At 70.2% G+C, this 13,603-nt stretch carries 14 protein-coding genes; 5 read left to right on the plus strand and 9 right to left on the minus strand.

The window, feature by feature from the left end:
* Positions 1-373: 373 nt before the first annotated feature.
* The gene (locus tag ACFYZS_RS29590) at positions 374-1,015 is read right to left on the minus strand and encodes a DNA-3-methyladenine glycosylase (protein WP_389019008.1); all 642 of its coding nucleotides are present in this window, start codon (positions 1,013-1,015) and stop codon (positions 374-376) included.
* Between the two features lie 111 nt (positions 1,016-1,126).
* Here ACFYZS_RS29590 and ACFYZS_RS29595 point away from each other — a divergent pair, with 111 nt between their 5' ends.
* The 3 genes from ACFYZS_RS29595 (at position 1,127) to ACFYZS_RS29605 (ending at position 3,159) form a co-directional block, all read left to right on the plus strand.
* On the plus strand, positions 1,127-1,909 hold the full coding sequence (locus ACFYZS_RS29595; RefSeq protein ID WP_053688089.1) for a sporulation protein: 783 nt from the start codon (positions 1,127-1,129) through the stop codon (positions 1,907-1,909).
* 63 nt (positions 1,910-1,972) lie between these two features.
* Positions 1,973-2,506 carry a YbhB/YbcL family Raf kinase inhibitor-like protein gene (locus ACFYZS_RS29600; RefSeq protein ID WP_389019011.1) on the plus strand — a complete coding sequence of 178 codons (534 nt, stop codon included), beginning with the start codon at positions 1,973-1,975 and terminating at the stop codon, positions 2,504-2,506.
* Positions 2,507-2,655: 149 nt separating this feature from the next.
* Complete coding sequence (locus ACFYZS_RS29605; RefSeq protein ID WP_389019013.1) at positions 2,656-3,159, plus strand: HNH endonuclease; 504 nt, start codon at positions 2,656-2,658, stop codon at positions 3,157-3,159.
* 69 nt (positions 3,160-3,228) lie between these two features.
* On the opposite strand, the gene ACFYZS_RS29610 is transcribed toward ACFYZS_RS29605, so the two are convergent.
* The 4 genes from ACFYZS_RS29610 to ACFYZS_RS29625 all read right to left on the minus strand — a co-directional run bounded on the left by ACFYZS_RS29610 (position 3,229) and on the right by ACFYZS_RS29625 (position 6,490).
* Complete coding sequence (locus tag ACFYZS_RS29610; protein ID WP_389019493.1) at positions 3,229-3,999, minus strand: sulfite exporter TauE/SafE family protein; 771 nt, start codon at positions 3,997-3,999, stop codon at positions 3,229-3,231.
* 105 nt (positions 4,000-4,104) lie between these two features.
* The gene (locus ACFYZS_RS29615; RefSeq protein WP_389019016.1) at positions 4,105-5,088 is read right to left on the minus strand and encodes an SPFH domain-containing protein; all 984 of its coding nucleotides are present in this window, start codon (positions 5,086-5,088) and stop codon (positions 4,105-4,107) included.
* A gap of 94 nt (positions 5,089-5,182) precedes the next feature.
* A complete protein-coding gene (locus ACFYZS_RS29620; protein WP_099893522.1) occupies positions 5,183-5,611 on the minus strand; it encodes an NfeD family protein in 429 nt (142 codons plus the stop codon).
* 78 nt (positions 5,612-5,689) lie between these two features.
* Positions 5,690-6,490 carry an ABC transporter ATP-binding protein gene (locus ACFYZS_RS29625; RefSeq protein ID WP_376021205.1) on the minus strand — a complete coding sequence of 267 codons (801 nt, stop codon included), beginning with the start codon at positions 6,488-6,490 and terminating at the stop codon, positions 5,690-5,692.
* 145 nt (positions 6,491-6,635) lie between these two features.
* Between ACFYZS_RS29625 and ACFYZS_RS29630 the strand changes: the two genes are divergently transcribed.
* A complete protein-coding gene (locus tag ACFYZS_RS29630) occupies positions 6,636-7,418 on the plus strand; it encodes a hypothetical protein (RefSeq protein WP_389019021.1) in 783 nt (260 codons plus the stop codon).
* Positions 7,419-7,564: 146 nt separating this feature from the next.
* On the opposite strand, the gene ACFYZS_RS29635 is transcribed toward ACFYZS_RS29630, so the two are convergent.
* The 3 genes from ACFYZS_RS29635 to ACFYZS_RS29645 all read right to left on the minus strand — a co-directional run bounded on the left by ACFYZS_RS29635 (position 7,565) and on the right by ACFYZS_RS29645 (position 9,740).
* On the minus strand, positions 7,565-7,810 hold the full coding sequence (locus tag ACFYZS_RS29635) for a chaplin (RefSeq protein ID WP_389019024.1): 246 nt from the start codon (positions 7,808-7,810) through the stop codon (positions 7,565-7,567).
* A gap of 150 nt (positions 7,811-7,960) precedes the next feature.
* A complete protein-coding gene (locus tag ACFYZS_RS29640) occupies positions 7,961-8,593 on the minus strand; it encodes a response regulator (protein ID WP_389019496.1) in 633 nt (210 codons plus the stop codon).
* Between the two features lies 1 nt (position 8,594).
* Positions 8,595-9,740, minus strand: a complete 1,146-nt coding sequence (locus tag ACFYZS_RS29645) for a GAF domain-containing sensor histidine kinase (protein WP_389019026.1) — start codon at positions 9,738-9,740, stop codon at positions 8,595-8,597.
* Positions 9,741-10,212: 472 nt separating this feature from the next.
* Between ACFYZS_RS29645 and ACFYZS_RS29650 the strand changes: the two genes are divergently transcribed.
* Entirely contained in the window at positions 10,213-10,926 is a 714-nt protein-coding gene (locus ACFYZS_RS29650; RefSeq protein WP_389019029.1) for a transglycosylase SLT domain-containing protein, read from the plus strand.
* Positions 10,927-11,026: 100 nt separating this feature from the next.
* Here ACFYZS_RS29650 and ACFYZS_RS29655 read toward each other — a convergent pair whose 3' ends face one another.
* Complete coding sequence (locus ACFYZS_RS29655; protein ID WP_389019031.1) at positions 11,027-13,564, minus strand: FHA domain-containing protein; 2,538 nt, start codon at positions 13,562-13,564, stop codon at positions 11,027-11,029.
* Between the last annotated feature and the right edge of the window lie 39 nt (positions 13,565-13,603).

Here is a 13,603-nt window from a genome sequence, read left to right on the forward strand (position 1 = left end):
TATCAACTTCTGGCGTTGATTTTTGGCACGCTGTTGAGTTCTCAAGGAACGGACGCTTCCTTTGTACTCACCCTCTCGGGCTTTCCTCCGGGCTTCGTTCTTCGTTTCCAACTCTACCAGATCATTTCTTCGTCGTTTCCGACTCGGATTTGAATTCGGCGGCCGTTGGGGGCCTTTGCCTTTCGGCGTTCCACCACTTTAGCGCTTATCCCTTGCGACTCATAATCGAGCCGCCGGATTCGAATTCGGGCACGCCGAAATCGACCCCGCCAGGGGAACGTCGTAGGTAGTGGGTTGGCCGCCCCGGGGGTCTGCTGATGGCAGTGCCCCGTTCAAGCGGCTCGGGCTACGTTAGGCGTCCGCCAAGGTGGAGTCAAGTTGAACGGCGGCGTGGCGCATGGGCGCGATAAGGGCTCACCGTCGGGTCGTGCGTGATCCAGTAACGGTACGGATGGCCCGCGCCGGCGCCGCCGACTCCCGTGCGCGGGCCGTTGCTCACCAGGTCGGACGAGGTGGCGGTTCCCGTCAGGAGTGTCAAGGGGGATTCGGGGCCGTCACAGAGGTCGGTGCCGTCCAGGGAGCGGTCGACCGCCAGGGCGGTGGCCAGGCGGGCCGGGCCTTTGGCCAGTTCTCGGTCGCTTCTGGCGGAAAGTCGACGTTTGCGGGCCAGGTCGGCACCCACGGTGATCTCGCCCGCGCGCAGCAGCACCCCGCTCGCATGCCCCGGCGGGCCGCACACCAGGTTGAGGCTGAACCACATGCCGTAGATGAAGTAGACGTACGCGTGTCCGGGCGGGCCGAACATCGATGCGTTGCGCTCCGTGCGTCCCCGGTAGGCGTGGGAGCCCGGGTCGGCCTCCCCTTCGTACGCCTCCACCTCCGTGATGCGCAGTTCCATCGGGCCCTCGGGCGTACGGCGGACCAGGATCCGGCCGAGGAGGTCCGGGGCCACGGTGAGGACCGGCCGGTCGAAGAAGGACCGGGCCAGGGGCGTACGGTCGGGGCGCGCGCTCATCCGGTCGAGCGTAGTCCAACGCGTGGACCTGCAACCGGGGCCTAAGGTTCCGCGTTTGTCAGGGTGTACTCGTAAGCGGTAGTCGCACGAGCCTTCAAGGGGAGTCAGAGCATGGGGTTCAAGAAGCTGTTCGCGGCGCTGGGTGCCGGCGGTGCTTCGGTGGACACGATCATCACCGAGCCGAACGTCGTGCCCGGCGGGATCGTCCAGGGCGAGGTCCGCATCCAGGGCGGTTCCGTGGAGCAGCAGATCGAGGGCCTGTCCGTCGGTCTCCAGGCGCGGGTCGAGGTGGAGGGGAACGACCAGGAGTACAAGCAGGACATCGTCTTCACCAAGCAGCGTCTCGGCGGTGCCTTCCAGGTGCAGGCGGGCGCCCTGCACGTGGTGCCGTTCGGGCTGGAGATCCCGTGGGAGACGCCGATCACCCACTTCGGGGGCCAGCACCTGCACGGGATGAACATCGGGGTCAGCACCGAGCTGGAGATCGCGCGCGCGGTGGACGCCGGCGACCTCGACCCGATCAACGTGCACCCGGTGCCGGCGCAGCAGGCGATCCTCGATGCCTTCCGTCAGCTGGGCTTCAGCTTCCGCAGCGCGGACATGGAGCGCGGGCACATCCGCGGGACCCGCCAGACGCTGCCGTTCTACCAGGAGATCGAGTTCCTGCCGCCGGCTCAGTACCGCGGGCTGAACCAGGTCGAGCTGACCTTCGTCTCGGACGGCCGCGAGATGGACGTCGTGCTGGAGATGGACAAGAAGTCGGGGCTGTTCTCCGAGGGCAGTGACACGTACCGCTGCTTCCAGGTGGGGCTGCAGTCCTACCAGGGGACCGATTGGGCGGCTTACCTCAACCAGTGGATCGCTTCCGTCGGTTCGCAGCGCAACTGGTTCTAGGCTCGGCCCGGTACAGGTACCGGTACAGGTGGCTGCACCGGTTCGCGATCAGGAGGTTCAGCAGTGGCCGAGCAGAACAGGGCGCCCCTTCCGCACGATTTCCACCCCCGGGTGCACGCGTTCTCGGTGGAGAGCGTCGATCTCGAGCCCGGTGGGGAGCTGGGCGACGCCCAGGTGCTGAAGGGCGGGAACGTCTCTCCGCACCTGCGGTGGGAGGGGTTCCCGGAGGGGACGAAGAGCTTCGCCGTGACGTGCTTCGACCCGGATGCCCCGACGGGCAGCGGGTTCTGGCACTGGGTTCTCTTCGACCTGCCCGCTTCGGTCACCGAGCTGCCGGCCGGGGCGGGCAGCGGGAAGTTCGAGGGGCTGCCCGCGGGGGCCGTGCACGTGCGCAACGACTACGGCACGAAGGACTTCGGCGGCGCGGCTCCGCCGGCCGGGGAGCGGCACCGGTACGTGTTCACCGTCTACGCGGTGGACCAGGAGAAGCTGGGCCCCGGTGCGGACGTCTCGCCGGCGGTCGTCGGATTCAACCTGCGGTTCCACTCCTTGGGACGCGCGCAGTTGATCGGTGAGTACGAGGGCCCCTCCAGCTGATCGTTCGCCGTGCGTTTGCCCGGTCCTGGTCTAAAGGCGACCAGGACCGGGCATTTTTATTGCGTTGTCCCGCGTGGCGCGCGCGGCCAGAGTGGTTGCGGGCCCTGCCGCCGGTGTGGTCGCGGGCCTGCACACGGGAGGTGGGCGAGATGCGGGACACGCTGGTGCTGAATGCGAGCTTCGAGCCGCTGTCGACGGTGACGCTGAACCGGGCTGTGGTCCTGGTGCTCCAGGACAAGGCCGTGGTCGAGCAGTCGCATCCGGAACTGCGCGTGCGCGGTGCCTCCCTGGATCTTCCGCTGCCCCGGGTGATCAGGCTGTGCCGGTACGTACGGGTGCCCTTCCGAAGACATGCTCCCTGGTCACGGAGGGGGGTGCTGGTCCGGGACCAGCACCGGTGCGCGTACTGCGGGAAGCGCGCGACGACCGTGGACCACGTACTTCCGCGGGCCCAGGGCGGTGGGGACACCTGGCTGAACACGGTGGCCTCGTGCGCCGAGGACAACCACCGCAAGGCGGCCCGGACTCCGGAGGAGGCGGGGATGCCGCTCCTCCGGAAGCCCTTCGTACCGTCTCCGGCGGACGCCATGCTGCTGGCGCTGGGGGTGGGCGGCCGGGACGTCCTGCCGGAGTGGCTGGAGCGTTCCGCCTAGTACGGCCGGGGCGGCCGGTACCGCCGGATGATCGCGGGTGCGTTGGGCGACGTATTTCTCGTACGTCGCTCAGCGCAGCAGCAGCTGGACGATGGCGAGTACGCCGACCACGACGATGACCCCGCGGAGCACGGTCGGGGACAGCCGCCGGCCGACCTTGGCTCCGATCTGGCCACCGAGCGTGGAGCCGACGGCGATCAGGACCACGGCCGTCCAGTCGAACTCGGCGACGAAGAGGAAGAAGACGGCCGCGATGCCGTTGACGAGGCCGGCCAGGACGTTCTTGACGGCGTTGATCCGCTGTAGGTCCTCGTGGAGCGACAGGCCCATCAAGCCGACGTAGAGCACTCCCTGGGCGGCACCGAAGTAGCCCCCGTACACGCTGGCGAACAGCATTCCGGTGAGCAGGGCGGGGCCGCCGTCGGGGTGTCCGGGGTCGGTGCCGGCGGCCTCCTGACGTCTGCGCAGGGCCGCGGCGAGCCGGGGCTGGAGGACGACGAGCACGAGAGCGAGTCCGATGAGGACGGGCACGATCGTGTCGAAGGAGTCCGACGGCAGGGTGAGGAGCAGGACGGCGCCCGCGAGCCCCCCGACGAGACAGACGGCGCCGAGCCGCAGGATCCGGCCGCGCTGGCCCTGGAGCTCCTTGCGGTAGCCGATGGCTCCGCTGATGGAACCGGGCACCAGGCCGAGGGTGTTGGACACGTTGGCGGTGACCGGCGGGAGTCCGGTGGCGAGCAGCACCGGGAAGGTGATGAGGGTGCCGGAGCCGACGATGGTGTTGATCGTGCCGGCGCCGACGCCGGCCGCGAACACCGCGAGTGATTCCCAGGGGGACATCGAGAGCAGAGACATGGACTGAGCCATCCCCTTTGCATGAGTGAGTCGCCTCCCCGCCATGAAGGTCGAGGGGCCTCACTGATCATGCAGGAGGGGACGGGCCGGTCAGTCGATGGGGGGCTGTTCGCGGCGCTCGGCGGCGGCCTTGTCGGCCGCCGGTCCCTTGCCGCCGTCCTTGCCGGGGTTCTGCGGGTTGAAGCCCGAACCGCCGCCCATGGGGCCGAAGTTGCCCATGGCTCCCGAGAGGCCCTTGAGGGCGTCTCCGATTTCGCTGGGCACGATCCAGAGCTTGTTGGCGTCGCCTTCGGCGATCTTCGGGAGCATCTGGAGGTACTGGTAGGCGAGGAGCTTCTGGTCGGCGTCCCCGGCGTGGATGGACTCGAAGACCGTACGGATGGCCTGTGCTTCACCCTCGGCCTTCAGCGCGGCGGCCTTGGCCTCGCCCTCGGCGCGCAGGATGGAGGACTGCTTCTCACCCTCGGCGCGCAGGATCTCGGACTGTCGGACGCCCTCGGCCTGGAGGATGGCGGCGCGCTTGTCGCGGTCGGCGCGCATCTGCTTCTCCATCGAGTCCTGGATGGAGGTCGGCGGCTCGATGGCCTTGAGCTCGACGCGGTTGACGCGGATGCCCCACTTGCCGGTGGCCTCGTCGAGGACTCCGCGCAGGGCCGCGTTGATCTCCTCGCGGGAGGTCAGGGTCCGCTCCAGGTCCATGCCGCCGATGATGTTGCGCAGGGTGGTGACGGTGAGCTGCTCGATGGCCTGGATGTAGCTGGCGACCTCGTACGTCGCGGCCCGGGCGTCGGTCACCTGGTAGTAGATGACCGTGTCGATGTTGACGACCAGGTTGTCCTGGGTGATGACCGGCTGCGGCGGGAACGGCACGACCTGTTCGCGCAGGTCGATGCGGTTGCGGATCGAGTCGATGAACGGGACGACGATGTTGAGGCCCGCGTTGAGGGTGCGCGTGTAGCGGCCGAATCGTTCGACGATGGCGGCGCTGGCCTGCGGGATCACCTGGATCGTCTTGACCAGTGCGATGAAGACCAGAACCACCAGAATGATCAGGACGATGATGATCGGTTGCATGCGGTTCCCCGTGCCCTTCCGGCTGTCTGTGCTGCCCCGTTGAGCGGAGTCTCGCAGACCCCGGGGCCGCGGGTCGGCTGCTTTGATCAGAAGCTCACATGACGATCGCGGTGGCCCCGTCGATCTCCACGACGTCCACCTGCTGCCCCGGTTCGAAGCTGCTGTCCGCGTCGAGGGTGCGGGCTGACCAGATTTCGCCGGCGAGTTTGATCCGGCCTCCGCTGCCGTCGACGCGTTCGAGGACGAGGGCGCTTCTGCCCTTCAACGCGTCGATTCCGGTGCGGTGTTGGGGCCGCTGCTCGCGGTGGTGGTTGGCGATCGAGCGGACGACGGCGATGAGCGCCACCGAGACGATCACGAAGACCAGGACCTGGGCGACCACTCCCCCGCCGAACGCTGCCGTGACGGCGGCCGCGACCGCGCCGACGGCGAACATGCCGAACTCGGGCATCGCCGTCAGGACGAGCGGAATGCCCAGTCCGACCGCGCCGATGAGCCACCACAGCCACGCGTCGATGTTCACATGGTCATGGTAGGTCCGGCGGGCGCGGTCGGGACAGGGTGCGACGGATCGCGGACCGACGGTGTGCGCCTGCCCGAACTAGCGCAGCGGGAGGCCCTGGGCGGTCCAGCGGTCGCTGTCGTTGCGCTCGACGACCAGGGGGAGGCCGAAGCACAGCGAGAGGTTGCGCGAGGTCAGTTCGAGGTCGATCGGGCCGGCGGTGACGACCTTGCCCTGGCGGATCATCAGGACGTGGGTGAAGCCGGGGGCGATCTCCTCGACGTGGTGCGTGACCATCGCCATGGACGGCGCGAGCGGGTCGCGGGCGAGGCGGCCGAGTCGCCGTACGAGGTCCTCGCGGCCGCCGAGGTCGAGGCCGGCGGCCGGCTCGTCGAGGAGGAGCAGCTCGGGGTCGGTCATCAGCGCGCGGGCGATCAGGGTGCGCTTGCGCTCGCCCTCGGAGAGGGTGCCGAACTTCCGGTCGAGGTAGTCCGTCATGCCGAGGCGGTCGAGGAAGGCGCGGGCGCGCTGCTCGTCGATCTCCTCGTACTCCTCCTGCCAGGTCGCCGTCATGCCGTACGCCGCGGTGAGCACGGTCTGCAGGACGGTCTGGCGCTTGGGGAGCTTGTCGGCGAGGGCGATTCCGGCCACGCCGATGCGCGGGCGCAGCTCGAAGACGTCGCTGCCGGGCTTGCCGAGGGTGCTGCCGAGGATGGTGGCGGCGCCCTTGGTGGGGAAGAGGTAGCTGGAGGCGAGGTTCAGCAGCGTGGTCTTGCCGGCGCCGTTGGGGCCGAGGATCACCCAGCGCTCCCCCTCCTTCACCGACCAGGAGACCTGGTCCACCAGAGCCCGGCCCTCGCGGACCACGGATACGTCCACCAGCTCCAGAACATCGCTCATGAGCGTGTTGTCTCCCCTTGCAGTCTCGGTTTCGTCTGTGCACCGGTAGGCGCAGCCCCAGGGGAAAACCTACGCCACTCGGCGGGCGGTCCGGGCGCCAGGTTGGGCGCGGGGCCGGATCCGGGGTGATCCGTAAAGTGGGGGGATGCTTTTCGAACCACGTTCAGGGCGGTTGGCCGCCTGGGGGAACGCACTGCTGGCCGGTTTGGCCTCGCCCGACGAGGCCGTGTTGTCGATCGTGGGCGAGGACGCCGTGCACCGGGTGGAGGGGCTGCCGGGCGAATCGGGTCCGGTGGGCCTGACGCTGGCGCTCGGCCGGATGCGGGCGCTGGGGGTGACCGGGCTGCGGGTGGCGCTGCCGGCGCCGGGGCATCCGCTGGGGCTGAGCGGGCCCGCCGAGTTCAACGCGCGGGCGCTGGATGCCGAGGAGGCGGTGGTCGCGGTGGGCGCGGCGCTGGGTCTGGTGCCGGAGGTGGCGGAGGCCGGGCCCGCGGGGGACGTGCACGTCGCGGTGACGTGGCACTGCCTGCCGGTACGGGAGGCCCCGCCGGCGGACGTGCCGTCGCTCGGTGAGGCGGAGCGGGAGCTGGCGGAGGCGCTGCGCGAGGCGACGGTCGTACTGACCCGGCTGGACGTGGCGGGGTCGGGGCCGGTGGCGGAGGCCGCGCTGTCGGCGTACCGGGCGCGGGCGGACGCCGGGCGGGAGGTGCTGGCGCCCGGGTACCCGCCGCGGGCGGTACGGGTGCTGGCGCTGGCGCAGCGGGTGGACCTGCTGGTGTCGCTGGCGTACGAGCACGGGCCGGGCGGCGCGGTGGCCGCCTCGGAGATGGCGGCGCGGGCGGAGGCGCTGCGGCCGGTGGAGCGGGTGGCGCGGCGCGCGCTGGTGGCCGCGTACAACTCGGCGGTCGAGGAGCGCGGGCGGGGCTAGGGGTGTCCGCGAAGTGGCGCCGTGCGCCCGCGGGGCAGGCGGGGCTTCGCGGACACCCCCTGGGGACACCCCCCCCCGGGGGGGGTGCGCCGCGGCCCCGCTTCCCGGGGAGAGGTGGGGGAAGCGGGGCCGGTGGGCGGGGCTGGTCAGGCGTTCACGCCGGTGTTGCCCCAGGCGCCGTTCAGCAGGCCGATCACGGAGACCGCGTTGCCGACCACGTTCACCGGGACGTGGACGGGGACCTGGACCTGGTTGCCGGAGACGACGCCGGGCGAGCCCACGGCCTCACCCTCGGCCGAGGCACCGCCGTGCGCCGAGGAGACGCCGGCGCCCGCGGCAAGGAGGCCTCCCGCGATCATGGTGACGGCAGTGGCCTTCTTGATGTTCTTCACGTTCTTCGTCCTCCAGTACGTCTGCCGCGGCCAGCCGCCGCGGCACGTCATGAAGAACGGTCATCGGACGAACGGGATGCGCCATGTGGGCGACATCCACCCGACCGTATGAATCCGCGATCGGAGCCGGACGGACCACTGCGGCCCGGTTCAGTCCGTGATTCCGTGCCTGACCGCCCACAGCGCGGCCTGGGTGCGGTCCGCGAGGTCCAGTTTCATCAGGATGTTCGAGACGTGCGTCTTGACCGTCTTCTCGGACAGGACGAGCGCGCGGGCGATCTCCCGGTTGGACCGGCCGTCCGCGATCAGCGACAGCACCTCCTGTTCCCGTTCGGTCAGGGAGCCGCCGCGGCTCGATGCCGGCGGCCCCTCCTGGGAGAGCAGGGCCTCCGCGACCTCCGGCTGGAGCAGTACGTGCCCGGCGTGGACGGAGCGGATCGCCCCGGCCAGGGCGTCGGGGTCGATGTCCTTGTAGACGTATCCGGCGGCGCCGCCCCGCAGGGCCGGGACCACCGTCCGCTGCTCGGTGAAGCTGGTGACGATCAGCACCCGCGCCGGGTTCGCCAGCGCGCGCAGCCGGCGTAGGGCTTCGATGCCGTCGGTGCCCGGCATCTTGATGTCCATGAGGATCACGTCGGGTTTCAGCTCCTCGGCGCGGGTCACGCCCTCCTCGCCGTCGGCGGCCTCCCCGACCACCTCGATGTCGTCCTGTACCTCCAGGAAGGTGCGCAGGCCGCGGCGGACCACCTGGTGGTCGTCCACCAGCAGGACGCGGATGGGCATGTCAGCCACCGGGGACCTCCATCTCGATCGTGGTGCCCGTGCCGGGCTCCGAGTGCACGGTGAGCCGGCCGCCGACGCCGCTCGCCCGGTCCCGCATGGAGACGAGGCCGAGGTGGCGTCCGGCCGCGCGGATCGAGGAAGGGGAGAAGCCGCTTCCGTTGTCCGTGACGGTCAGTACGGCTCCCGCGGCCCGGCGGGCCAGGGCCACCTCGACGCGGTCGCCGCCCGAGTGCCGCAGGGCGTTGTGGAGGGCCTCCTGGGCGACCCGCAGGAGCGCCTCCTCCTGGGTGGCCGGGAGGGCCCGTACGCCGTCACAGGCGAAGGTGACGTGCGCGGTGTGGGCGCGGTCGAGTACGTGGACCTGGTCGCGGAGGGTGGCGGCCAGGCCGTCCTCCTCGAGGCCGGCGGGGCGCAGCTCGGTCACGGCGGAGCGCAGTTCGTCGGCGGCCTCGGCGGCGAGGGCCGCGACCTGCTGGAGCTCGTCCTTGGCGCGGGCGGGGTCGCGGTCGACGAGGGCGGCGGCGGCCTGGGCGGTCAGGCGGAGCGAGAAGAGCTTCTGGGCGACGGCGTCGTGCAGCTCGTGGGCGAGGCGGGAGCGCTCCTCGGCGATGGTGAGCTCGCGGCTGCGCTCGTAGAGCCGGGCGTTGGTGAGGGCGATCGCCGCGTGCTGGGCGAGGAGGGCGAGGAGCTCCTCGTCCTCCTCGGTGAAGCCGCCGGGGCTCCTCTTGTTCGCGAGGAAGAGGGCGCCGAGGGTCTCCTCTCCGTCGCGGACGGGCTGGCCGAGGAAGTCGGACATCTCGGGGTGGGCGGGGGGCCAGCCCTCGAAGCGGGGGTCCTTGCGCACGTCGGCCAGCCGCTCGGGGCCGTCCTGGTGGAGCATCGCGGCGAGGATGCCGTGCTGGCGGGGGAGCGGGCCGATCCGGCGCCACTGCTCCTCGCTGATGCCGTCCACGACGAACTGGGCGAAGCCGCCGTGGTCGTCCGGGACGCCCAGGGCCGCGTACTCGGCGTCGAGCAGCTCGCGGGCGGAGACGACGATCGTGCGCAGGACGTCGCGGACCTCAAGCCGGCGGCTCATGGCGAGCAGGGCGGTGCTCACGGCGGCGAGGCCGCCCCGGGGGCCGCCGAAGACGGGACTACCAGTCATGGGCTCACCGTACTCGCGGCCCTGACCTGCGGGATCGGGCTCGGGCCCTAGGGCCGGGGGCGGTGTGTCCTCCTCCTTGGGGAGGGGGTCCGCGGGTCCGTCTCTGCCCTGGGGATGAGGGCGGCGGCGGGCTTGTGGTCCTCAGGATGGAGAATTCCGTTACAGGGTGCATTGCTCCAGCAACGCATGGTGAGACTGTTACGTGGCCGATGTGAGCCCGCACATAGGACCCACGTCACTTACGAAGGTGCCTAGTGGATGCATAAAGACCGTGTCAGGGCTGGAGCGCCTAGCGCCCGGCCCCGAATTCCGGGCTCGTCGGCGCCCCCTGATCCACTAAGCGGGATCGTACGTCACACCTTTGCCAGGCGATTTTGCCGCCGCTAAGAATTGCTCCCGTCGCACAGCGCCGCGGATCCCGGATCCGAGCGGCGCTTTCCTGCGGCTCCCCGATTCGAAGAGGTTGCTACGCATGTCCAAGACCAGCACCCCCGGCCACAGTCGTCGCCTGACGAAGGCGCACAAGATGTCCTTCGCCGCGTTCGCCACCATCGGCGCCGCCGCCCTGGCCGCCACCGTCGTCCCCGCCGGCTCCGCCGACGCCGACACGACCGTGACCGCCGCCCCCGTGGCGTGGACCCAGGCTGTCGAGGGTGTCCAGTCGAAGACCGTGCAGCACCTCAGCACCCAGTCCAAGCTGGCCACCGACGCCGCGAAGGTCGAGGCCGCGATCAAGGCCAAGGCCGCCGCCGCCAAGGCGAAGGCGGACGCCGCGAAGGCGAAGGCCGACGCCGAGGCCAAGGCGAAGAAGGACCGCGAGGCGAAGGCGGCGGCCAGCCGCTCCACCGTCCGCAAGCCGGTCTACGCGAACAACCTTGACGGCTGGATCAAGGAGTCGCTGGCGATCATGAAGGCGCACAAGATTCCGGGCACGTACAACGGCCTGTACAAGAACATCATGCGCGAGTCGAGCGGCAACCCGCGGGCGATCAACAACTGGGACATCAACGCCCAGAACGGCATCCCCTCGAAGGGCCTGCTCCAGGTCATCAAGCCGACCTTCCTCGCGTACCACGTCCCCGGCACCCCGCTGGACCAGTACCACCCGGTCGCCAACATCGTCGCCGCGGCCAACTACGCCGCCGACCGTTACGGCTCGATCGACAACGTCAACAGCGCCTACTGACGGCGACGGGCGTAGCAACCCCCATGCGCCTCAGGGCGGCACCCGGTGACCGGGTGCCGCCCTGAGGCGTTTGTGCGTGGGGTGCGCCGGAGCGGACCGGCTAGTTGCGCATGACCTCGGGCTCGTGGCGGCGCAGCAGCTTCTGCACCGCGAAGCCGCAGGCCACACCGATGAGCAGCAGGATCGTGATGTTCACGCCCCACTGCGCGACGGAGTGCTCCCACAGCGGGTCGGTGTTGGTCGGGTTCTGCTGGTCCCACGGCGGCATGAGCTTGCCGAGGTCGAGCGTGGTGCCCGCGGCGGCGACCGCCCAGCGCGAGGGCATCAGCCAGGCGAACTGCTCCAGGCCCGGCGAGTCGTACACCTGGAAGAGGATGCCGGTGAAGACGACCTGGACGATCGCGAACATGACCAGCAGCGGCATGGTCTTCTCGGCGGTCTTCACCAGCGAGGAGATCACCAGGCCGAACATCATCGAGGTGAAGCCGAGCGCGGTGACCGACAGGCAGAGCTCGACGGCCGGCGGCATGAGCAGGCCCTCGGTGGGCAGGTCGCGCGGGACGAATCCGATGGCGCAGATGACCGCGCCCTGGATGGCCGTGATGAAGCCGAGGACGATCACCTTCGACATGAGGTACGCCGACCGGGACAGACCGGTGGCGCGCTCGCGCTCGTAGATGACCCGTTCCTTGATCAGCTCACGGACCGAGTTCGCGGCGCCCGAGAAGCACATGCCCACGCAGAGGATCAGCATGATCGTGCCGGCGTCGCCGTTGAACCGGGACGGCGGCTTCGGCGGGGCGAGGCCGAAGGTCGCGGGGATGACCGTCGAGACGATGCCCAGGACGGCGGGCAGGATCAGCATCAGGGCCATGAAGCCCTTGTCGGACGCGATCACCGAGACGTAGCGGCGGATCAGGGTCCACAGCTGGTCGCCCCAGCCCTGCGCCTTCGGCGGCATCATCTGCTGCATCGGCGGCATGGCCACCTGCTGGGGGGCGACCGCGTCGAGGTCGGCGGCGTACAGCTGGTAGTGCTGCGAGCCCTTCCAGCGGCCGGCCCAGTCGTAGTCGCGGTAGTTCTCGAAGGCCGAGAAGACGTCCGCCCACGTGCTGTAGCCGAAGAAGTTCAGCGCCTCGTCCGGCGGGCCGAAGTACGCGACCGATCCGCCCGGGGCCATGACCAGCAGCTTGTCGCACAGCGACAGCTCGGCCACGGAGTGGGTGACGACGAGGACGGTGCGGCCGTCGTCGGCGAGGCCGCGCAGCAGCTGCATGACGTCGCGGTCCATGCCCGGGTCGAGGCCGGAGGTGGGCTCGTCCAGGAAGATCAGCGAGGGCTTGGTGAGGAGCTCCAGGGCCACGGACACGCGCTTGCGCTGACCACCGGAGAGCGAGGTGATCTTCTTGTCCTTGTGGATGTCGAGCTTGAGCTCGCGCAGGACCTCGTCGATGCGGGCGGCGCGCTCGGCCTCGGCGGTGTCGCCGGGGAAGCGGAGCTTGGCCGCGTACTTGAGAGCCGTGCTGACCTTCAGCTCCTTGTGCAGGATGTCGTCCTGCGGGACCAGGCCGATGCGCTGGCGGAGCTCCGCGAACTGCTTGTACAGGTTGCGGTTGTCGTAGAGGACGTCGCCCTCGTTGGCGGGCCGGTAGCCGGTCAGCGCCTTGAGCAGCGTCGACTTTCCGGACCCGGAGGGGCCGATGACGCCGATGAGCGACTTCTCCGGGACGCCGAAGGTGACGTCCTTGAGGATCTGCTTGCCGCCGTCGACCGTGACCGTGAGGTGGCGGGCCGAGAAGGAGACGTCACCGGTGTCGACGAACTCTTCGAGCCGGTCGCCGACGATCCGGAACGTCGAGTGGCCGACGCCGACGATGTCGTTCGGGCCGAGCAGCGCGGTGCCGGACTTGGGCAGCGGCTGGCCGTTGACGTACGTGCCGTTGTGGCTGCCGAGGTCGTGGATCTCGAAGCGGCCGCCGGTGGAGCGGAACTCCGCGTGGAGGCGCGAGACCTGGAGGTCCGACACGACCAGCTCGTTCTCCAGCGCGCGGCCGATGCGCATGACGCGGCCGACGGCGATCTGGTGGAACGTGGTCGGGCTGCGGTCACCGCCGTAGGCGGGGCCCGCGCCCTGCTGCTGCGGGATGTGCGGCTGCTGCGGCTGCTGGTGCGCGGCGGCCTGCGGGGGCTGCTGCTGCCAGGCCTGCTGCTGCGGCTGGTGGGCCTGCGCCTGGGCCGGGGCCTGGTACGCCGGGGCGGCCGCCTGCTGGGCAGGGGCCTGGTAGGCGGGCGCCGGAGCCTGGTAGGCGGGCGCCGCCTGCTGCGGTACGGCCTGCTGCGGCGCGGCGGCTGCGCTCAGATTCAGCCGCGGGCCGTCGGTGGCGTTGCCCAGGTGCACCGGCGTACCGGGCACGAGCTCGGTCTGCTGGACCCGCGCGCCGCGCACGTAGGTGCCGTTGGTGCTGCCGTGGTCCTCAATGCCCCAACCCCGGCCGTTCCAGGCGATGGTGGCATGCCGCCACGACACCCGGGCGTCGTCGATGACCACGTCTCCCTGGGGGTCGCGCCCCAACGAGTACGACCTGGACGGATCGAGCGTCCAGGTCCTTCCATTCAATTCCAGTACGAGTTCCGGCACTCCAGCCCCACTTAAGTCCCCCGAGAATCCCCCTGACGC

The organism is Streptomyces sp. NPDC001903, assembly GCF_042891345.1.
GTDB lineage: Bacteria > Actinomycetota > Actinomycetes > Streptomycetales > Streptomycetaceae > Streptomyces.

Coding starts and splice junctions, on each gene's coding strand:
- ACFYZS_RS29650 (WP_389019029.1), top strand. CDS start 10,213: ATGTCCAAGACCAGCACCCCCGGCCACAGTCGTCGCCTGACGAAGGCG.
- ACFYZS_RS29630 (WP_389019021.1), top strand. CDS start 6,636: ATGCTTTTCGAACCACGTTCAGGGCGGTTGGCCGCCTGGGGGAACGCA.
- ACFYZS_RS29615 (WP_389019016.1), bottom strand. CDS start 5,088: ATGCAACCGATCATCATCGTCCTGATCATTCTGGTGGTTCTGGTCTTC.
- ACFYZS_RS29645 (WP_389019026.1), bottom strand. CDS start 9,740: ATGACTGGTAGTCCCGTCTTCGGCGGCCCCCGGGGCGGCCTCGCCGCC.
- ACFYZS_RS29605 (WP_389019013.1), top strand. CDS start 2,656: ATGCGGGACACGCTGGTGCTGAATGCGAGCTTCGAGCCGCTGTCGACG.
- ACFYZS_RS29595 (WP_053688089.1), top strand. CDS start 1,127: ATGGGGTTCAAGAAGCTGTTCGCGGCGCTGGGTGCCGGCGGTGCTTCG.
- ACFYZS_RS29590 (WP_389019008.1), bottom strand. CDS start 1,015: ATGAGCGCGCGCCCCGACCGTACGCCCCTGGCCCGGTCCTTCTTCGAC.
- ACFYZS_RS29640 (WP_389019496.1), bottom strand. CDS start 8,593: ATGCCCATCCGCGTCCTGCTGGTGGACGACCACCAGGTGGTCCGCCGC.
- ACFYZS_RS29625 (WP_376021205.1), bottom strand. CDS start 6,490: ATGAGCGATGTTCTGGAGCTGGTGGACGTATCCGTGGTCCGCGAGGGC.
- ACFYZS_RS29610 (WP_389019493.1), bottom strand. CDS start 3,999: ATGTCCCCCTGGGAATCACTCGCGGTGTTCGCGGCCGGCGTCGGCGCC.